We start from the raw sequence: 19403 nt of genomic DNA on the forward strand, positions 1-19403 counted from the left end.
GACGGGCGCATGCGGGTCACTCCACCACCTTCACCGCCGGGACTTTCCACGTCCCGTCGATGATCGAGGGGTTCTTTTCCGAGGGCCAGTAGAGGCGGAGCATGAGGATGAATTTGTCCTTTGGCGCGGGGAGCCAGTTCGACTCCTTGTCCGCACCAGGGCTTTCGTTTTGGAGGTAAAGGTCCACGGAGCCGTCCGCATTCGCCTTGAGGTCCTGGCGGGCGCTGATGCTGTAACGGTTGAGCGGGTTGGCGACGAAGAAGTATCCTCCGTTGTACATCGTCAGCGACCAGAAGCCTTGGGCGGGCGGGAGCAGGCCTTTGTCAAAGTGCATGACGTATTTGTTCGCGCCGCTGTAGGGCTTGCCTTCCGCGTCCGCCTCTGAAGTAGGATAAATGGCGTCCTGCGGACGGTTCGCTCCGAGGCCGATGGCGGTGACGAAGGCGCGTTGGATGTAGTTCGTGCCGTAGAGGCCGGTCTTAATGGAAAAGAGCCAGCCGTTCTCCAGTTTTCCGTCGCCTGCGGCGATTCCGCCCTTGAACCAGCCCATAATCTTTTCCACGCCGAGCTTTGGCACCTCGGCCAGCGCTTTCGCGCCGTCCGCCCCGAGCTTGCCGGCGTCGAAGGCCTCGCCGGGCGTGATCCCGAGTTTAGTGAGCTTTGCCACCATCGGCGCATCGGCGGATGCGGGCGGGTTATCCTTCATCAGCTTGGCCAGGAGGCTGAAGTAAGTCTCTGCATTGAGCGCGTTCACTTGCTCGCGCACGGCGGTTTTCATGTCGATGCTCGGGTCGACCTCGTGCGCCGGAGGGGTGTAAGGCTTGCCGTAGGCACTGAGGGGCACGACCGAAATCTCGTCCTGCATCTTATGCACCGCCGCGTAATCCTCCGGCGTGGCCGTGCAATAGATGCGGCCGAGAATCCAGACGATGCCCGTCGGCGATTTGTATTCCTTCACGCCCTCCGGCAACGTGCCAGCCCAGCCGGGGCCGGTGACGACGTACTTCTGCGGGCCGGTGCCTGTCGTGCGCTTGCCCGGGTCCTGAAAGACATCGGTCCAACCGCTGAGCATTGGGAAGAGATAATAGCGGTCCTTGGCTTCTGGCAGGCTGAGCACGAAGGGCTCTTTGCTGACATCGAAGAAGCCAAAGCTATAAAGGGTGTCGGCATTTGGGGCGGTGACATCGAGGAAGGTCGGATCGGGATATTTCCGCATGGCTCCGAGCTGCCCCATCGGGGCGCGCGAGCCTTCGACCTTGGCGACGTTGGTCATCACGCGACGGGTATATTCCATGGTCACGAGCGGATACCCGTAGATATAGGCTTCGGTGCCGAGTTCGGTGGTTTCCGCCGCAGTGAGCGGGGCGGCGTGGCTCGGGAGGTTGGTGGAGAGCAAGGCGGCGGCGCCAATGCCGCCAACCAAGGCTCGGCGCAGGACGGTTCGGTTAGTTAGTTTCATAGTAGAGTTACGTAGGTGTTGTTAGTAGGGGTTTTGAACGACCTATCTTGTGGGCGGTTCACTCTGCCTGGAAGAGCATTGGATCTGTGACTTTCGTGACAGCGGGAGGGTTCCATTTGCCGGTGAGCGCGTCGGATTTGGGCGCGTAGAGGCGCATGAGCAGATTGAACCCTCCCTTGGGCGCAGGTAGCCAGTTGGCTTCCTTGCCTTTGCCGGGACTTTGATTTTGGATGTAAAGGTCCAGCGAACCGTCACTATTAAAGGTGAAAGGCATGTAACTGCTGACGGCGAAGCGATTGATCGAGTTAGGAACTTGGAAGCCGTCCGCATCGTAGAGGGTAATGCTCCAGAAGGCATTAACTGGCGGCAGCGTCGCCTTATCGAAACGGATCACGTATTGGCTCGCGCCTTCCAGTGGCTTCCCGGACTCATCGCCGAGGTTGCTCGGATAAACCGCGTCCTCCGGCAGGTTGGCGCCAAGTCCCCATTGGGTGACACAAGCACGCTTAAGGTAGTAGTTGCCATACACACCCATCGTATCCGTGTTCATGAGCCAGTGATTCGCCACGCGGGCAAGCGTAGGCATCTTCCAAGCCATCAGCTTCTGCGCCTCCGCGGGCGCGCTGTCCACCGCCTGCTTCACTGCGGGATCGAGCTTCGCATAGTCAAAGCTCTTGCCCGGCTCGAGGCCGATACTTTTGATCTGCGCAACAATCGGCTGATCGGTGGAGTGCGGCGGGTTCCCCTTTAATAGCTCAGCGGCATAGGTGAAGTATTTTTCCCCGGCCATGCCATCTACCTGTAGTTTCGGTGGCGTCTTCATATCCACGCTCGGGTCGATCTTTACCGCCGCGGGCTCCGCGGCTTTACCCTGCTGCGATAGGGGCGTGATTTTATAGCCGGCCTGAATTTTGTGCACGGCATCATAGTCCGCCGCCCCATCGGTCTTGGTGCGACCAATGATCCAGACATACGGGGTGGGAGCTTTGATCTGCGTCAGGCCGTCTGGCAACGTGCCCGTCCAGCCCGGTGGGGTTACGAGAAATCCGGTCGCCTGCGTGCCAGTAGTGCGCCAGCCCGGCGAGGCGAAGACATCCGACCACATATCCAGCATCGGCAGCAGGTAATAGCGCCCGCCGGTATCCGGTGCAGCGACGATCAAAGGTTCCTTCGTCAGGTCCAGCCACGCGCTGGAATAGAGCGTGTCGAAATTCGGGCGCACGACCGCCTTGAAATCTGCCGGCGGATACTCGGGCACGCTAACGAACATATTCATCGGCCCTTTGCCGAATTGTTTCCCCGGCTCGATGTTCGAAAGCTGTTTCCGGGTCACGTCCATCGTAAGGAGTGGATAAAGATAAAGGTAGGCATCCACGGCGATGGCGTGGGCTTCCTCCGGGGTGATGGGCGCCGCGTGGACCGGCAGTTTCGACGTGAGCAAAGCGACGGCGGCAACGCCGCCGGCCAGTGCCCGCTTGAAGAAAGTTAGTTTGGTTAGTTTCATGGTGATGGTTTGGGCGATTTCGCCATTGTTTTAATTGTTCCTCGGGATGCCTTCCGAGTTATTCCACCTCACTGGCGGCGGGAGGCGTCGTGGTTTTCAAATACTCATCCAGCGGGATCAGCAGGTTTTTCGCTTTCGCCAGTTTGTCCGATAGTTCCTGGGCGGTGGCGACCGCTTCGCGGGTCAGACCCTTGGTCTTCGCGATGTTCATCTTGGCATGGTTTTCCGGTGAAGCGTCCATCGTCGCTGACCGGAGCAACAGCGCGAGGCCTGCGATTGTGTTCGCTTTCACGCCATCGCCGCGCAGATAGAGCATGCCGAGATTGCCGATGGCGAGCGCATCGCCCTGCACCGACGCCTTGCGATACCATTGGTTGGCTTGTGCGAAATCCACGGCGCAGCCACGGCCATGTTCATAGAGCACGCCGAGATTGAATTGCGCGTTGGCATTGCCCTGCTCCGCGGATTTCCGATACCAAACAACCGCTTCTTTCTCGTCTTTGGTGACCGCCATTCCCTGCTCATACATCAAGGCCAGATTGAATTGGCAGTCGGCGTCGCCTTTTTCCGCAGCCGCGCGGAATTCCTTGGCTGCCAAAGGCAGGTTTCCGGCTTCATAGGCCGCGATGCCCTCCTTCATCCCTGCCAGCGCCGGGATGATCATAGCACCTGGAACCAACCCCAATGTGAAGATGGTCGCAGCGAGGTGAATGGTTTGTCTCATGGATTTCATAGTGCCTTCTGTCTTTTCGGTGGTGAATTCGCGGGCCGCCTGGTGAGAGACGGCCCGCGCGTTTCACAATCGAATCAAACGCGGCTTATTGGCCGGGCTGGAGGTCAATCTTGTAGGCTTCAAGCTGCTTCCTCACGCTTTCAAACTTCTGATAGCCAGAGATGGTGACAGGGCCGTCGTAACCTTCGCTCTGCAGCTTGCGCGGCGGATACTTGGCGAAGGTCTTGCCAATGCGCTCCAGTTCCATGCCCATGACCGGGGCGAGCCACGTGCGCTCGGTGAAGCTATTCATGAACAGATCGTAACGTTCCTGCGGGTCGGCCCAGAGGTCGAAGATCTGCGGCACGGTCGCGACGTATTTCTCAGCGCCTTTCCAGCCGAGGTTGGTGTCAACGGCCAGACCGCCGGTGTGAGCGCCATCGTCGCCGCGCAGGTTGAATTGGAACTTGTAGTTATGATAACGGATGGCTCCGGGCAGCAGCTCATTTTCGGTGAAGTAGCTCCACGTTTCCCGCGGGGACGGACCGGTGCCAAAGAGAACCGGCGTCATGTCATAACTGTCGAACATGCAAGGTTGCCCTTCGAGATCCTTTTCCGGCAGTTTGAGGCCAGCAAGCGAAGAGAAGGTAGCCATGAAATCCAATCCGCCGATGATTTCACTGTTCTTTGTCCCCGGCTTGATCTTTCCGGGCATCCAGGCGATGGCCGGGACGCGGTTGCCGCCTTCGCGGTCGGTGCCCTTGGTGCCCCGGAATGGGGTATAACCGGCGTCCGGATAGACGTCCTGCCAAGCCCCGTTGTCCGTGGTCCAGAAGACGAGCGTGTTGCCCTTGTCCAGGCCGAGGTCGTGGATTTTGGTCATGACGTTGCCGATCCGCGCGTCGTTCTCGACCACGGAATCGGCATACTTGCTTTTCGACATCGATTTGTGCTCGAAGTCAGGGTGCGGCATATTCGGTTGATGCACCTTCATGAAGTTGATGTTGATGAAGAACGGCGTTTCCGGGTGCTTGGCCGCGTCATCAAGAAATTCCAGACCTGCCTTTTCGATATAGGCGTCCAGATAAGGAATGCCGACTACGCCGTCAGGGTAGGTTACGCCGTCGATCGTGATCGGGGCACCCGGTTTGTCCACATACTGGCCGTTGACCTTGAAGTCTTCCTTCGCCGTCTCGCCCGCGTTTCCGGACATCATGCCTTTGGTCACCTTTTGGAACATGGCACGCAAAGATTCCGGCATGTCGGGGAACCAGGTCGGGTCGCCATAGGTGTAGGCGTTCAAGTGATAGATGCCCATCCACTTCATCACGTCATAGCCGTGGGCATTAGGCAGCGCGTAATCCGCCTCGCCCAGATGCCATTTGCCGGTGAAATAGGTCTTGTATCCGCCGGTCTTGAGCTGTGAGGCCAACGTCCACTCCGCCTTGGGCAGTCCGCCGCCCTGGCCTTGGAAAGCCACGGTGGTCATGCCACTGCGATTTGGAAAGCGCCCGGTCTGCATCGCGGCGCGACCCGGCGTACAACTCGGCTGCGCGTAGAAGGACATGAACTGCATGCCTTCTCCTGCCATGCGATCAAGGTTCTTCGTCGGCATTCCGCGGCCCTCGCCGCCTCCGTAACATCCCGCGTCTCCGTAACCAAAGTCGTCGGAGACGATTAATACGATGTTTGGTTTCTTTTCCTGAGCCTGCGCCGGAAGGGCGAGGCCTATGTGCGCCGCCGAGGCAATGAGCAGCGATAAGCTACCGGTAATTAGATTTCGTTTCATTGGTTTGTCTTTTTGCTATGTGTCTTTTTCAGGGGTATTCGCGGAGAGTGTTTGGCGATTGGCCATTGATCCGGGTTTCGCGGATGGAAGCCGCGTAAGTCGGCGGATTGGTAGAGAGCAAAGCAACAGCGACGATGCCGCCGGCTAGTGCGCGGTGGAGGAATGATCGTTTGGTGAGTTTCATGTTGTTCGGTTTGGTCTGAGAAGGAGTTGTTTTCGCTGGTGAATTCGCGGGCCGCCTCGTGAGAGACGGCCCGCGTGTTTCACAATCGAACTACTGGCTCCCGTGTTTCACGTTCCTGACCTGCGCCATGACCTGATCCAAGTTCCAACTCTCCGGAGCCTGAAGAGGCGGGAACGCCTTGTAGCTCTCGAGCTCCTTGAGCCACAACAACTGGCCGAGAGGCAGGATGTTCCAGTCGTATAAATATGCCGTGCTCGGCGCGGCGAGCGAGCCCATCACCCAGCCGCCCGCCTTTTTATCCTCGCCCCAACTCGACTCGAAGGGATCGCGCTTGAGGTTGAGGACGCCGGCCATGAACTGGGACTTGGGTCCATTCAGGAAGCCAAACGCGCTTTCGTCGGCGATCGCGAAAATCAGCTTCCAGTTTTTGTAGCGCACGGCCGAGGGCGTCGTGCTGTCGTAGTAGAAGAAGGTGTCGCGCGCGGACTTCTCCGATTTGCCGGTCAGGTAATCAAGCTGGTTAACCCCGTCCAGCGTCGTTTTTACGATGCCTTTATAGGCTCCCTTTTCGATTTGCGCCTTCAGGTCGTTGCCCTTGGGTCCCCCGGCGGCTTCGACGAGCGTGGGCAGCCAGTCGAGCGACGCGAAGATATCGGTGTAGATCGTTCCCGGCTTGATTTGCCCCGGCCAGCGAATGACGCAGGGAGCGCGCATGCCGCCTTCCCAAGTGGTCATTTTCGAGCCCTTGAACGGCGTGATGCCGCCGTCGGGGAAGGTGAACTGCTCGGCGCCGTTGTCGGTCGTGAAGACGATGATGGTGTTATCCATCTCGCCCAGTTCTTCGAGTTTCTTGAAGACGTAGCCGATGTTGTCGTCCATCTGCTTCATGCCGACTTCCTGGATGCCCCAGTCTTTGCCGCCGGTCTCACCTAGCATGGCCGCGTATTTATCTGAGAACACGGTCGTGATGTGCATGCGGGCCGGATTATACCAGCAGAAGAACGGCTTGCCGGTCTTCGCGGGCGCGTTGCGATCGAGCCAGTCAATGGCGTGACTCGAGATTTCCTCGTCCACAGATTTGGAGCGTTCCAAGGTCAGCGGACCTTCGTCGTGACCCATCTGCTTCGCCGCCGTGCCGTCTGGCGATTTCATCCAAAGGACATTGCGCGGAGGCGTCAAAGCGGTGGTGGTCATGGGATCGACAGCGCCCGGGAAGGGTGGCACGCCGGGGATCGGAATTTGTTGGGCCGGCGGCGCAATGCCTTGCACGGTCGGACTCTTGTTAATGTCCGGGAAGCTGACCTGTTGCATCGCGTCCAGGTGATAGAGGTAGCCCCAGAATTCCTGAAACCCGTGGGCGGTCGGCAGCGAATCGGGGTGGTCGCCCAGATGGTTCTTGCCGAACTGACCCGTGTTGTAGCCCAGGTCGAGGAGGAACTGAGCAAGGCACGGGGTGCCGGGTCGCAAATACGACGGACTGCCCGGCATTTGCGGCGGGATCATGCCCGTGCGCAGCGGATGCATGCCGGTGATGAAGGCATTGCGCCCAGACGTGCAGCTCTGCTCGGCGTAGTAGGTCATCATCAATCCGCCCTCTTTCGCGATGCGATCGATGTTCGGCGTTTCGCCGACCATCAGGCCGCGGTGATAACAGCCCGGCTGCATCCAGCCGATGTCGTCACCCATGATGAAGAGGATGTTAGGTTTCTTGGTCTGCGCCTGAACTGGAGCGGCAGCGCAAATGAGCGTCGCCGAGACGGTCAGCAGCGATAGACCGCCGTTGATTAGATTTCGTTTCATGGTTTGTTCTTCGGTTTGTATTGGTTTGTTGCGGGGGTTACACTAGGGGAGAATCGGGTTCGCTCGGTTCTTGCTGTGGCTCGTGCAGCGCCCAGTCGATGGCGTCGAGCAGTGCCTGCGTGTCCACGGGCTTGCGGAAAAATCCGGCGGCTCCGGCATTGCGGGCCACGTTGCGGATTTCTTCAGAATCTTCCGCGGTTAGGAAAATTACCGGGAATCGGTAGTGCCGGGCATTGAGCTCTTGCTGGAGTTCCAGACCGCTCATTCCTATCAGAGCCATATCGGCCACGATGCAGGCGTTTTCCGCAAGGTCGGTGCGTGCCAGAAACTGATCCGCGGAATCAAAGGATTCCCAGGCATAACCGGCTGATGTCATCACCCGGCCCAGTGCCCGGCGGATACTGGCGTCATCGTCGATGACATAGATGGTATGACATTCCGCTGGCATTGGAGATGCCACATTCTCAGAACGAGAATGATTTGAATATAATACCTATGTTCTATGAACCCGTCTCAAATAGACGCGGCTTGGAAGCCCGCCTGCTCACAGTGGCGCACCAGTTCCGCGACCGAAACAACATTCATCTTCGCCATCACCCGGCCGCGGTGGATTTTCACGGTATTCTCGCTGATTCCGAGGTGGAAGGCGATCTGTTTGTTCAGTTCCCCGCTGATGACGTGGGACATCACATCGCGCTCCCGCTCCGTGAGATCCCGGATGCGCTCGAGGATAGCATCCTTGCCCTTTCTAGCAATCATCGAGCGACGGTGGACTTCCAGCGCCTCGTCGATAGCCTTCAGCAAGTCCTCATTTTCAAAGGGTTTGGATAGAAAAGTTACCGCCCCCTGCTTCATCGCCTGGACGGAAGACGGTATGTCGCCATCGCCGCTGATGAAGATTACCGGGCAGGATGCGGGGACGGAAGCGAGCTTGCGTTGCAATTCCAGCCCACCCAGCCCCGGCATCCGCAAGTCCAGCACCAGACACGAATTGGCCAAACCCGCGTCAGGAGACGAAAGGAATTCCTCCGCCGAGGCAAAAGTCCGCGGCTCATAATCCACTTGGCGCATTAACCGCGAAAGGCTTCGCAGGACGGAAACATCGTCGTCCACGATAAAAACTGTTGGATTCTCGGGGGACATGTGGCTGATTTCCTGTAAAATCGCTGTCTATTAGATTCATCACACAACTTCCATTTCAGCGGCACAAGGTTATTTTGGGGGCGATGCGGTCAGCAAGCGCATTTGAAAAACCGCCCCGCCGTCGGGATTGTTGTCCGCCAGCAGTTCCCCGCCGAAGTTCGACATAATACTGCGACTGATCGCCAGTCCGAGCCCCAATCCCCCTTGTTTGGTGGAGAAAAAGGGATCAAATAACCGTGATACAATCTCAGGAGGAATACCCGGACCGGAATCGTATACCGAAATCGTCACACGATCCTCCAAATAACCGGTGGCGATCCGCAGGGTGGCTTTTCCGGATTTCTGGGAGATTGCATCCAGTGCGTTGATCACCAGATTGATAAGAACCTGTTGGACTTCGACCCGCCCCGCCATCACCAACGGCAAACTTCCGTCCAGTTGCAATACGACATCCAGCTTTCGGAAGATGATCTCACTATGAAGAAGGACCAGCACCTGTTTCACGATCTCATTGGGATCCAACGGGATGACATCCACGGACGAGTCCTTTTTCAGCATGGCTCTCATCCCGTGAATGATCCCGCCCGCCCGTTTCGCATCCGCCGCAATATCATCCAGGATGTCCGCCAATTCCGCGGGGGTCGATTTGCCGACCTTGATACCGCGACGGCCGGTTTGCGAATTGCTGAGGATGGCGGTCAGGGGCTGGTTCAGTTCGTGAGCCAAGGTGCCGGCCAATTCACCGAGCAGACTCACCCGCGAAAGATGCGCCAGTTCCTGCCGCTGGATCTCCGTCTGGCTCAAGCTGAGCTTGCGCTGACTGATGTCCCTGGAGACGCCGTGCATCAGGGCCGTCCCCTCGCGAACATTTTTCTCCACCTTCCCTGTCGTGGAAACCCAGCGAACACTTCCGTCCGGCAGTACGATGCGGTATTCCTTGGAAAACTTCCCGCTGCCCGAGACTGCCGCATTGAGTGAGAGGGTCACTTGCTCAAGATCGTGTGGATCCAAGCAGGCGAGAAAATGCTCCAAGTCGATCTCCCCGCTGGCGGGAAATCCGTAAAGCTCGCGCCCCTTTGCAGAGATCCAGAGCGTTCGAGCGTTGATGTTCCATTCCCAAGCACCCAGTTGCGCGGCCTCCGTGGACAACGCGAGCCGTTGCTCGCTCGTCTTCAGGCTTTGTGACAATTGCGCCGCGTTCAACACGTCTCCGCCCAACTCATAGTTCATCACCAGAATCATCCCGATGAAGGCCATGCTCGAGTTCATCGGAAATTCCAACATCCCGGCGGCCACCAGTCCCGGCAGAGCCGCCGCGCACAGGATGAACAGTATGATGCTGCCTCCCACCATGATGCTCTGACGCCGCTGGCTCGCCGAGCCCGTCCGCCACAACCGCACCGAAGCATCGACCACATAGGCGAGCCAGACCAAGGACGCCAGTTGCCCCAGAGCCACCCACGGATTCATCTCTCACACGCCCGGCACCGACACTTGCCGCCCGAAAAACATCAACTTCTTCAGACTATGGATCGCGATAAAATGCAGGCTGCTTCCGGTCGTCAGATTACCCACCACCGCCAGCAACCGCATTCCCAGCGCCAATCCGAAAAGCCATGGGCGTCCCGTGCCGAGGTAGCAATGCACGAACCCGAGAACTCCCAGACAAACGGAAGGAAAAATCAGATGTCCCCACCAGACGGCCCGTTCGAAGACCGCGGGAGAATCCGTATACATCGCGGAAACCTCGCAGGCCAAGATTCCGATCACCCCGAATGCGGTGACGGATAGCCAAAAGCTAGCCCAGGCCTGGCGGCTCCGGCACCACACCACGAGATGCAGCAGCCCTAGCATCAGGCACGCGCCAGCCAATCCCGACCATATCATCATCACCCGATCCATTCGCCCCTACATTCCACAATTCCCCTTCCCCCGTCAAACAAAGTCCCCTTCCCGTTTGTTAGTCAGGGAGTCGGGAGGCCGGCACATTTCCGCCGGAAAATCGGTCAAGTCGTCAGGTGGGCTCGGAAAAAAAGACCGCCTCCCGAGGGGGACGCCCCGTGTAATATTGGATTTCCGCCGGGCCAACCTTACGACTGGCCGGGCGGCAGAATAGGAACGGATTACTTCAGGGAGATGATGATCTTGTCGATACCCAGGGAACTGGAAAGCCCGCTGGTCTTGCCGGTGATATAGATCACCGTCCCGTTCTGGTTCTCATAGCGTTCGTGCATCTTTCCCTCGATGAGGGTCAAGCCGCTGCGGGCGCCGGTATAGGTTCCGGGGAAATCCGCCAGCGAATTGAGGTGATAGACTCTTCCAACCGCGTCAATGCTCTGTGCGCCGGCTCCGCCCGCGCCGACACCCTGGATCGAGAACCTCCGGCTCTGGCCCTGATAGCTGATGATGCCGCTGCCGCCCGAAGCCGAGCCGTAGTAGGAGGCCTGGAATTCATCAAGCGTGAGGGTGGCGGCCGGAGATCCGGTCGGGGCGGTCGGATCACTGGACATCTGGGTGGCGCATCCTCCCAGAAGGAGAACGGCAGAAAAGGCGATGGCGGCGGTATGTTGATATTTCATTGGATGGGTATCGGGGTTGTTTGATAGAAGTTTCGGCTTTCAAAAGGCCGGTTGTCCTCGGCTTCGGATGTCGGGACACTCAGCGCGATTGGACATCTCACCCTGTCAGAAAGGAATGGGTGGGGATATAGAACCTTATGACTATGGGAATGAAACAACCGATCCCTCTTCCCGATCCTTGCTAGGAATTCGATTGATGATTGTTGAATTTCGATTGTTGATTTCTGATAGGACAACGGCTGGACCGCTGGCAGATTCAACGAAAACGGGCCACCTCGCTAGAGATGGCCCGCACGCATTGAAAGGATTGCCTGAGTCCGGACGTCCGACTTCAGAACTTGATGTTCAAGCCGGTGTAGACGCCGGACATGGCCACGTCATAAACGAATCCGCCGTCGCTGTAGTCGGTGTAGAGATAGCGGTACCCGAGTTCGGCGGAGACCCTATGGGTGAAATTGTAGCCCACCGCGGCTTCGATGCTCCAAGTCAGATCCGAACTCACGCCGAATCCGCCGATGTCCGCATTACCCGCGAGATACCATTGGTCGTTGATATTATATTGTGCGCGGAAGCCAACGATGGGATCCACCCACTGCTTGTTATCTGAAGCGCTGGTCGGCAGTGCACTGGTGATTTGCGCATCCAGCGCGCTGGCGAGTTGTTTATTCGCGTTGTTCACTCTCTTCTGCGCCTGGTCCACCTTGGCTTGCAGGCTGGAGTCCACCGAGGCGCGGAGTTCCGCGACTTTCAGCGCGGCGGTGGCCTTGGCGAGCGCCGCGGCTTCCGCCTTGATCGCTTGCGTGACGTGGTTCAGGACGATGGTTTCCTTACTGAGTCCGTTGTTATGGCGGATTTCCACCAACTGGCGCTCGATCTTTTCCTTCAAGTGGGCAGTCGCGTCGCTTTTGATCGATGAGCGGATCTCGTCCTCAATCGCCGCGCGATCTGCGGCCGCCGCGTTTTTGTATTCCTCCAGGCGGGGCTCCACGATGGCCTCGGCCTCGGTGACCACGGCCTTGGTGATGGCACCGCTGGCTTTGCTGCTGATCGTCGCGACGCCGGCCGGATCGACCACCGCGTCGATGTCCAGCCACATGCCGTTGTAGCGGGCACCAACGAAAACATCGACGAAGGCCTTCGGCGTTTCGTAAACGCGATAGGTCACCTCCGCCTGACCGATGAACTGTTTGAGATCCACACTGGCATGGTCATAAGCGGGGCCCGGCGTGGTGCCGTCATCGCCCAGGCAGGCATAAAACCCATCCACGATAATTCCCCACTTCTCGCGGCGGGCCTCGACCTGGAGCGCGGCGGCGAATTTGAGCACATCCGCCACGTCGCTGAAACTCTCGTTCACATCCGTGGTGAGGCCGCCGGCACCGGTCGTGCCGTCCAGCCCCGTCAACCAGCCGTAAGGCGTCGCGCGGAATTCCCACCCCGAAGCGGCCGGTGCGGGCGGAGTCTCGATCACCTGTTTCTCGTCGCTTCCGGCGAATAAAGAATCGATGGAAGCAACCAAAACGACCATGGTGGCCATGCGGGAAATTGTCTGGGAGTTCATGACAGTGACTTCAGGGATGAGGTGGATTGGGGGTAAGAAAACAAAACGACGCGAAGCATAACTAGCGGATTGCTATTGGAAAGCAGGAAAGTCGCAAACCGAAAGATGCCCCACACGCTACCGCGGAACTGCCAAGAGTGGCTGCGGCGTTCTCGCCGCAGTCCGTTGCAGGACACGTCCTGCTCCCTGTTTCGCCCTGCGGAGTCCATGTATCCGCTAACTCCACCACCTGCGTCAGCACCAATCCAATCGCATTTTCATAGCCTTCCGGCGGATACTTGCATTTCCGAAATAGCTGCTGGATCAGAATCCGCAGCCTCGCCCGCACGCCGTTGCGAAACTGGCAGTCCGCCGTCGTGCTGTTATGCAGCTTTTCCGTGAAGTTCCCCAAAAAATAGTTCAGTTGGAGGCCGGTAAACCGATCCGATAGAACGCCTGTTTGCGGGGAGTTTCCGAGCCGAGGACTCCACGGTTGTCGTAGAACTCGACGAGGTGTTGGGCGTCGCATCGCATGCTGTCGAGCTGCTGCCAGTTTTGGAGGTCTTCGGAACGTTCGAGGAGATAGATGCCGTCCTGTGGTGCCGTCATCCGGATTATGAATGCCTCGGGGGTGCTGGTCAGCGTGAGCACAGGGGTGGCGCCGGGAGTGGTGGCCAGTTGCAGCGCTGCGGCCGGGGCCGGGGCCGGGGCCGGGGCCGCAATGGCGACCACCCGGACATAGTCGAGCAACAGGTCGATTCCGACGGTGGCAACGGACTGATCCCGGAAGGTCACGGTAGTGGTGGTGCTGTTAGCCATGAACGTGAAGTTCTGGGCCTGCCATGGGCCGAGCCCCGTTCCCAGGCCGTTGATAGTGACCGATTGCGAAAGCAGATTGCCCGTGCCCGCTACCGTTATCTGGAGGATTTGCGAGTCGGTGGTGTAGGCCAGAACGCTGGCGTCGAAGGCGAGGGAGTAAATTTGCCCCGGAGTGGTGGCGAAGGCTTGGGACAAAACGCCGTTAGGTGTGCGGTTGTCGCCGTTGAAGGAAACGAGCTTGATGCCGTCGGTAGCCGGATAGTAGCCGATGGACAGATTGCCGGTGGCGGTCCACCCGGTGAAATCGGACTCGAAGCTGGAATTGACGAGGATGCCCCCGGTGACTTCGTTGACGGTGATGTTTACGGCGACAATTCCGGAATTCAAACCGCCATTCGAAGCATGATAGGTGAATGAATCGGCTCCGATGTAACCCGTCACCGGCGTGTAAGTGAAGCCGCCACCGGTGCTGAAATTCAGCGTGCCATGTGATGGACTACCATCAAGCAAGGCAGTGAGCGGGTTGCCCTGGGGATCGGTGTCGTTGGCGAGAACCCCCGTGGCGGGAACAACGAGCGCGGTGTTTTTGTTCACCGAATAGGAGTCGGCCACCGCGACCGGGGCGACTGTCGGAACGGCTGGCGGCCCGGTGACCCGGACGTTGTCGAGTAGCAGGTCGATGCCGTCGGTGAAGGAGGAAAGATCCTGGAAGCTAAGAACGGTGGTCGCACTGTTAGCAACAAAAGTATAACTTTTGGCGGTCCACGACACGGATCCGTCGCTTGCGCCGGTGAGAGTGACGGTTTGCGACAAGCGGCTGTTGGTGCCGGTGACAGTCACGGCCAGCTTCTGCTGTTTGCCCACATAGGAGAGAACTCCCGTATCGAACGCAAGCGTATAGGTCTTTCCGGAAACTGTGCCGAAGGTTTGGGAAAGCACCGCATTGGGAGCGAGGTTGCGGCTGTTGAAGGCCACCTTCTTGATGCCATCGGTCGCCTGATAGGTTTCGATGGCTTGGTTTCCGGAGTTCGTCCATCCGATGTAGTTGGATTCAAAGCTGCCGTTGACGAGAATCTGGGAGACCGGTGCGCTCACGGTGATGCTCACGGTAGCAATGTTGGAATTCAGACTGCCGTCGTTGGCGTGATAGGTGAAGGAATCGGCTCCGGAGTAGCCTGTGGTTGGCGTGTAGGTGAAGCCACCGTTGGAATTCAAGGCGAGCGAGCCGTGAGCAGGACCCACGTTGGCAATCGCAGTCAGTGGGTTGGATTGAGCGTCCGTATCATTTGCCAAAACTCCCGCGGCAGGAACGACGAGCGCGGTGTTCTGGTTGGTGGAATAGGAATCCGCCACGGCGACCGGCGCGGTATTGACCAGATTGACGGTGATGCTCACGGTAGCAATGTTGGAATTCAGGCTGCCGTCGTTGGCGTGATAGGTGAAGGAGTCGGCTCCGGAGTATCCGGTGGTCGGCGTATAGGTGAAGCTGCCGTTGGAACTCAAGGTGAGCGAGCCGTGGGCCGGACCAACGTTGATAATGGCTGTCAGTGGATTGGATTGGGCATCCGTGTCGTTTGCCAGAACACCTGCGGCGGCAACAACGAGTGCGACGCCCTGGTTGGTCGAATAAGAGTCAGCAACAGCGACGGGAGCGGTATTGACCACGTTGACGGTGATAGAGACCGTTGCGATGTTGGAATTCAGGCTGCCGTCGTTTGCATGGTAGGTGAAGGAATCGGGTCCGGCATAGCCCGCGGTTGGCGTGTAGGTGAAGCCGCCGTTGGAATTTAAGGTGAGCGAGCCGTGAGCAGGACCAACGTTGACGATCGCAGTCAGCGGGTTGGATTGCGCATCGGTATCGTTAGCCAGAACGCCTGCGGCGGCAACAACGAGTGCGACGCCTTGGTTGGTCGAATAGGAGTCAGCCACCGCGACCGGGGCCGTATTGACCACGTTGACGGTGATGCCAACCGTCACGACATTCGAGTTCAGGCTGCCGTCGTTGGCATGATAGGTGAAGGAGTCGGCTCCGGAGTATCCGGTGGTAGGCGTGTAGGTGAAGCCACCGCTCGCATTCAACGTCAGAGAGCCGTGGGCCGGACCGACGTTGAGGATCGCCGTGAGCGGGTTGGATTGAGCGTCCGTATCGTTTGATAGAACGCCAGAGGCGGGAACGACAAGTGCGACGCCCTGATTGGTCGAATAGGAATCCGCCACGGCAACCGGCGCGGTGTTGACCGGAGCGGAAGTGGTGATTTTCACGTTGTCCAACAGCATGTCGATCCCCGAGGTCGCCGGAGAAATATCGCTGAAGGCGAGAGTCGTTAGATTGCCGGCGGCGACGAAGGAGTAGCTTCGGGAAGCCCAGACGGAGTTGCCCACGCTGTTTCCAAACACGGATTCCGTCTGGTTGAGCAGCGTGCCCGCACCGGTCACGGTGACGTTGAGTTTCTGCTCGGCGGCATTGATGGCGATCACTCCGATATCGAATGACAAGTTGTAGGATTGTCCGGGTGTTGTGGCGAAATCCTGTTTGATGACGGCGTTCGGCACGGCGGGTCCGCCGTTGAGAACCAGCATATACGCCGTGACGGTCGGCAGCGGGTCGGTGGCGACATAGGTACCGTCGGACTGATAGACCAATCGATTTCCGGTCATCGCCCAACCGGCTTCACCCGACTCGAAACTGCCGTTGATCAACGACCCCACGGCCACCGGATTCACCGCGATGGATGCGGTGACAACATTGGAGTTCAAACTGCCGTCATTGGCATGATAGGTGAACGAGTCGGCTCCCGAGTAGCCTGTGGTCGGCGTGTAGGTGAAACTGCCGTTGGCATTCAAAGCGAGCGTACCATGGCTTGGATTGGAGTTCAAAACCGCGGTGAGAGCGTTGGATTCGGCATCCGTGTCATTCGTGAGAACACCCGCTGCGACAATCGAAAGTGCAAGGTTCTGCGTGGTCGCATAGGAATCCGCCACCGCCACCGGAGCGGTATTCTGTGGAGGAAGAGTCGCGGTGATCCTTACGTTGTCGAGAAGCAGGTCGATGCCGTTGGACGAGGAGGATTGGTCCTGAAACGCCAGAATCGCCGACGCGCTGTCGGCTACGAAAGCGTAGCTCTTGCCCGTCCACACCGAGTTGCCCAGGCTGTTTCCAGTCAACACTTCCATTTGAGCAACCAACGTACTCGCACCGGTGACCGAAACGCCCAACTGTTGGGTGGCCGCATTGACCGCCAGAATTCCGACGTCGAAATTCAGCACATAATACTGCCCCGGAACCGTGGCGAACGTTTGGGTGATGATGGCGTTCGGGGTCGTGTTGCCGCCGTTGAGCACCATCATCTTCGTGCCGTTCGTCGCGACATACGTTCCGTCGGACCCGTAGTTCAAGCGATTTCCGGTCATCGTCCAACCGGTTTCGCCAGCTTCAAAACTTCCATTTGCGAGAGTGAACGACGAGTAATTCACCGTCGAACCAGGCGCGATCAAGGTCTGCGCGGCCGTGCGGTCGCGAACACCGCTAACCGTGAGCGTGTAAAGTTTACCCGCTGTCTGAGCGCTGGTTGTCAGCGTGATGGTGCGTTTTGTCACCGGATCCAGCACCGCTTGGGAAATGCTCAACCCACCGTTCAGGCTGAAATTCGCCAGAGCCGTGGAGCTGTCCGCGAGAGGCTTGCTGAATCTCACGGCAAGGTGTTGCAAATCAACCGGCGGTTCGGTGCGAACGATGGCCGGTGGATTGGTTGTTCCCAGTGGAGCTATCACGCCGGTGATCGCCGGAAACCACGCGTTCGCCATTTTATCATATCCCGCCGCCGTGGGGTGGACACCTTCGCTCAAATCTGTCGCCAATAGTGCTGAGTGCATGTCCAGAAAAGTCACCTGCCGCCCGAGCGCGACCTGATCGCTGACGATCCCCGGAATAGACGCGTTGAAGGCGGATTGCTGGGCTTCAAACGTTGCGCTATCGGTGCGCAACGGGAGATTCGAGAGGATGATTTTGGCAAACGGCCGCCTCGTCGCCACGTCCGTCACCAGACTCGAAAGTCGGGCTTGCGCGGTGGCGATGTTGAAATTCTGGGAAAAATCGTTGGTTCCGATCATCAGCAAAACCACATCCGGATCCTCGATCACATTCAGCCAACTCGGCAGTCCCGCTTGAAGTTGATCGATCCGATAGCCCCCCATCCCTTGATGATCCTTGTCCGGCAGCGTCGGATTGGTCGCATCCGTTTGAGTGCCGACGAAATCCACATTGTAGCCAGCAGTGGTCAGCAAACTGTAGAGCTTGTTGCGATAAGCGCCTTCGACCGTGGTCCCGCTGGTGACACCGCTGGTAAGCGAATCTCCCAACGGCATGATGCGCATGGGCGGGGTCTGAGCTTCACAGATCGCCACGCCAAAGCTGGCGCAAAACAACGACGCGAGTACACGAAGTGACCTTCGGAACGATTTCATACCATTGGGGGGTGATGGTGGTGGGGGTGACTCAAAAGCCGATGGGCTTGTGAGCGGCGTATTCTTAAGTGAAAATTGACCTCTTGGTCAAGCCGTTATTCGGGTAGTCCCGCATCATTTCAAAAACCTGCGATGGACGAAAGCACCGAAACTGGCTTAACTCCCGCTTAGAATTCACTATGGAACGTCTCACTCAACTCTTGGAAAACAACCGCGCCTGGGCGAACTCGATTCTCGCGAACGATCCGGAATTTTTCAAAAAACTCTCCACCCAGCAGAATCCGGAATACCTCTGGATCGGCTGTTCCGACAGTCGCGTCCCCGCCAACCAGATCACCGGCCTCGCGCCGGGGGAAATCTTCGTTCACCGGAACGTCGCAAATATCGTCGTCGAGACTGATTTCAACGTTCTCGCCGTCATGCAATACGCCGTCGATGTCCTGAAAGTCCGCCACATCATCGTCTGCGGCCACTACGGCTGCGGCGGCGTGCGCGCGGCGTTGGAAAATTTCCGCCATGGGATGATCGACAACTGGCTGGCCGGCATTCGATCGCTCGCCCGCAGGAACAAGGAGGAACTCGACGCACTCGATACCGACACCGCCGTGGACCGCCTTTGCGAGCTCAACGTCCTCTCGCAAGCCGCTCATGTCGCCCGCACGACCATCCTCGAGGATGCCTGGGAACGGGGTCAGGAGATCGCCATTCACAGTTGGATCTACCGCCTCAGTACCGGACTGATCACCACCCTGGCTCCGCCGATCAAAGGCTCGCTTGATATTTCCCATTGATAAAAACCCGGACGGGTGCATCTTCCCCACGTCACAAGTGACGGGGGCGTTCTGGTTTCGACGGGATGTTTGACGCGCTGGTTGCACGTGGAGGTTGATCGGTTGGCCTCCTTAAAAAGCCGCTCAAAACAAATAAATGCAGACTCTAACGAGCTCGCACTGGCCGCTTAATTGACGACCACGTCAGAACCCCGACACCTGCTGAGGGGGATGGCGACAACTTAGCAGGCTGGGATCGAGGTCGGGTAACCGGGCTTCTTTCCGAGATCAAACAGGTTTCTAGGATGAGCAACGCCGCGTGTGGGCCCAGTTCATCCGAAACTCCAGACCGCATGCTAAACGTGTAGATGCCAGTGTTGACGGCGTTTCGGACAGGGGTTCGACTCCCCTCGCCTCCACTTTTTCGAAAAAACTTCCCGCAGGTTGGTCCGCCAGCCTGCGGGATTTTTCGTTCGTCGGAAAGATCGCTAATTTCCTAACCCCAACTGGGTATCGACCTTCCCACGGCCGATACGGAATATCCCTACAAGCCCATGAAAGACCGCAACCTGTTACCCGCTGCCTTCTTGTTCGCGACATGCACATTTGCCGGCGGGATCAGTGGACCGGGCAAACCGAT

14 protein-coding genes and 1 other RNA gene are annotated in these 19403 nt (G+C 58.2%); 2 read left to right on the forward strand and 13 right to left on the reverse strand.

The window, feature by feature from the left end; translation table 11 throughout:
- Positions 1-16 precede the first annotated feature (16 nt).
- From ABIQ96_RS14560 to ABIQ96_RS14620, 13 genes are all read right to left on the reverse strand, one after another.
- The gene (locus ABIQ96_RS14560; RefSeq protein ID WP_348215336.1) at positions 17-1459 is read right to left on the reverse strand and encodes a DUF1254 domain-containing protein; all 1443 of its coding nucleotides are present in this window, start codon (positions 1457-1459) and stop codon (positions 17-19) included.
- Between the two features lie 58 nt (positions 1460-1517).
- A complete protein-coding gene (locus ABIQ96_RS14565; RefSeq protein WP_348215337.1) occupies positions 1518-2963 on the reverse strand; it encodes a DUF1254 domain-containing protein in 1446 nt (481 codons plus the stop codon).
- 58 nt (positions 2964-3021) lie between these two features.
- Positions 3022-3687 (reverse strand): tetratricopeptide repeat protein, encoded by a 666-nt coding sequence (locus ABIQ96_RS14570; protein WP_348215338.1) that lies wholly within the window; start codon positions 3685-3687, stop codon positions 3022-3024.
- A gap of 94 nt (positions 3688-3781) precedes the next feature.
- Positions 3782-5464 carry an arylsulfatase gene (locus tag ABIQ96_RS14575; protein WP_348215339.1) on the reverse strand — a complete coding sequence of 561 codons (1683 nt, stop codon included), beginning with the start codon at positions 5462-5464 and terminating at the stop codon, positions 3782-3784.
- Between the two features lie 28 nt (positions 5465-5492).
- Positions 5493-5648, reverse strand: coding sequence for a hypothetical protein (locus tag ABIQ96_RS14580; RefSeq protein WP_348215340.1), 156 nt, complete (start codon positions 5646-5648; stop codon positions 5493-5495).
- 90 nt (positions 5649-5738) lie between these two features.
- A complete protein-coding gene (locus ABIQ96_RS14585) occupies positions 5739-7448 on the reverse strand; it encodes an arylsulfatase (protein ID WP_348215341.1) in 1710 nt (569 codons plus the stop codon).
- 37 nt (positions 7449-7485) lie between these two features.
- Positions 7486-7896 carry a response regulator gene (locus ABIQ96_RS14590; RefSeq protein ID WP_348215342.1) on the reverse strand — a complete coding sequence of 137 codons (411 nt, stop codon included), beginning with the start codon at positions 7894-7896 and terminating at the stop codon, positions 7486-7488.
- Between the two features lie 65 nt (positions 7897-7961).
- Entirely contained in the window at positions 7962-8591 is a 630-nt protein-coding gene (locus tag ABIQ96_RS14595; protein WP_348215343.1) for a response regulator, read from the reverse strand.
- Positions 8592-8660: 69 nt separating this feature from the next.
- Positions 8661-10061 (reverse strand): ATP-binding protein, encoded by a 1401-nt coding sequence (locus tag ABIQ96_RS14600; RefSeq protein ID WP_348215344.1) that lies wholly within the window; start codon positions 10059-10061, stop codon positions 8661-8663.
- Between the two features lie 3 nt (positions 10062-10064).
- Entirely contained in the window at positions 10065-10361 is a 297-nt protein-coding gene (locus tag ABIQ96_RS14605; protein ID WP_348215345.1) for a hypothetical protein, read from the reverse strand.
- A 353-nt stretch (positions 10362-10714) separates the two neighbouring features.
- The gene (locus ABIQ96_RS14610) at positions 10715-11170 is read right to left on the reverse strand and encodes a hypothetical protein (protein WP_348215346.1); all 456 of its coding nucleotides are present in this window, start codon (positions 11168-11170) and stop codon (positions 10715-10717) included.
- A 331-nt stretch (positions 11171-11501) separates the two neighbouring features.
- Positions 11502-12731, reverse strand: a complete 1230-nt coding sequence (locus ABIQ96_RS14615) for a hypothetical protein (protein ID WP_348215347.1) — start codon at positions 12729-12731, stop codon at positions 11502-11504.
- A 399-nt stretch (positions 12732-13130) separates the two neighbouring features.
- Complete coding sequence (locus ABIQ96_RS14620) at positions 13131-17903, reverse strand: Ig-like domain-containing protein (RefSeq protein ID WP_348215348.1); 4773 nt, start codon at positions 17901-17903, stop codon at positions 13131-13133.
- A gap of 269 nt (positions 17904-18172) precedes the next feature.
- Between ABIQ96_RS14620 and can the strand changes: the two genes are divergently transcribed.
- Positions 18173-18784 (forward strand): carbonate dehydratase, encoded by a 612-nt coding sequence (gene can / locus ABIQ96_RS14625; protein ID WP_348215349.1) that lies wholly within the window; start codon positions 18173-18175, stop codon positions 18782-18784.
- Between the two features lie 42 nt (positions 18785-18826).
- Positions 18827-19185: a transfer-messenger RNA gene (gene ssrA, locus ABIQ96_RS14630) on the forward strand.
- The last annotated feature ends 218 nt before the right edge of the window (positions 19186-19403 follow it).

It is taken from the genome of Luteolibacter sp. (assembly GCF_039920825.1).
In the GTDB taxonomy this organism is placed as follows: domain Bacteria; phylum Verrucomicrobiota; class Verrucomicrobiia; order Verrucomicrobiales; family Akkermansiaceae; genus Luteolibacter.

Bases quoted from the DNA above. Each gene is read 5' to 3' on its own strand.
- ABIQ96_RS14600 (WP_348215344.1), bottom strand. From the start codon at position 10,061: ATGAATCCGTGGGTGGCTCTGGGGCAACTGGCGTCCTTGGTCTGGCTC.
- ABIQ96_RS14560 (WP_348215336.1), bottom strand. From the start codon at position 1,459: ATGAAACTAACTAACCGAACCGTCCTGCGCCGAGCCTTGGTTGGCGGC.
- can (WP_348215349.1), top strand. From the start codon at position 18,173: ATGGAACGTCTCACTCAACTCTTGGAAAACAACCGCGCCTGGGCGAAC.
- ABIQ96_RS14575 (WP_348215339.1), bottom strand. From the start codon at position 5,464: ATGAAACGAAATCTAATTACCGGTAGCTTATCGCTGCTCATTGCCTCG.
- ABIQ96_RS14565 (WP_348215337.1), bottom strand. From the start codon at position 2,963: ATGAAACTAACCAAACTAACTTTCTTCAAGCGGGCACTGGCCGGCGGC.
- ABIQ96_RS14590 (WP_348215342.1), bottom strand. From the start codon at position 7,896: ATGCCAGCGGAATGTCATACCATCTATGTCATCGACGATGACGCCAGT.
- ABIQ96_RS14620 (WP_348215348.1), bottom strand. From the start codon at position 17,903: ATGCGCATCATGCCGTTGGGAGATTCGCTTACCAGCGGTGTCACCAGC.
- ABIQ96_RS14585 (WP_348215341.1), bottom strand. From the start codon at position 7,448: ATGAAACGAAATCTAATCAACGGCGGTCTATCGCTGCTGACCGTCTCG.
- ABIQ96_RS14610 (WP_348215346.1), bottom strand. From the start codon at position 11,170: ATGAAATATCAACATACCGCCGCCATCGCCTTTTCTGCCGTTCTCCTT.
- ABIQ96_RS14580 (WP_348215340.1), bottom strand. From the start codon at position 5,648: ATGAAACTCACCAAACGATCATTCCTCCACCGCGCACTAGCCGGCGGC.
- ABIQ96_RS14615 (WP_348215347.1), bottom strand. From the start codon at position 12,731: ATGAACTCCCAGACAATTTCCCGCATGGCCACCATGGTCGTTTTGGTT.
- ABIQ96_RS14570 (WP_348215338.1), bottom strand. From the start codon at position 3,687: ATGAGACAAACCATTCACCTCGCTGCGACCATCTTCACATTGGGGTTG.
- ABIQ96_RS14595 (WP_348215343.1), bottom strand. From the start codon at position 8,591: ATGTCCCCCGAGAATCCAACAGTTTTTATCGTGGACGACGATGTTTCC.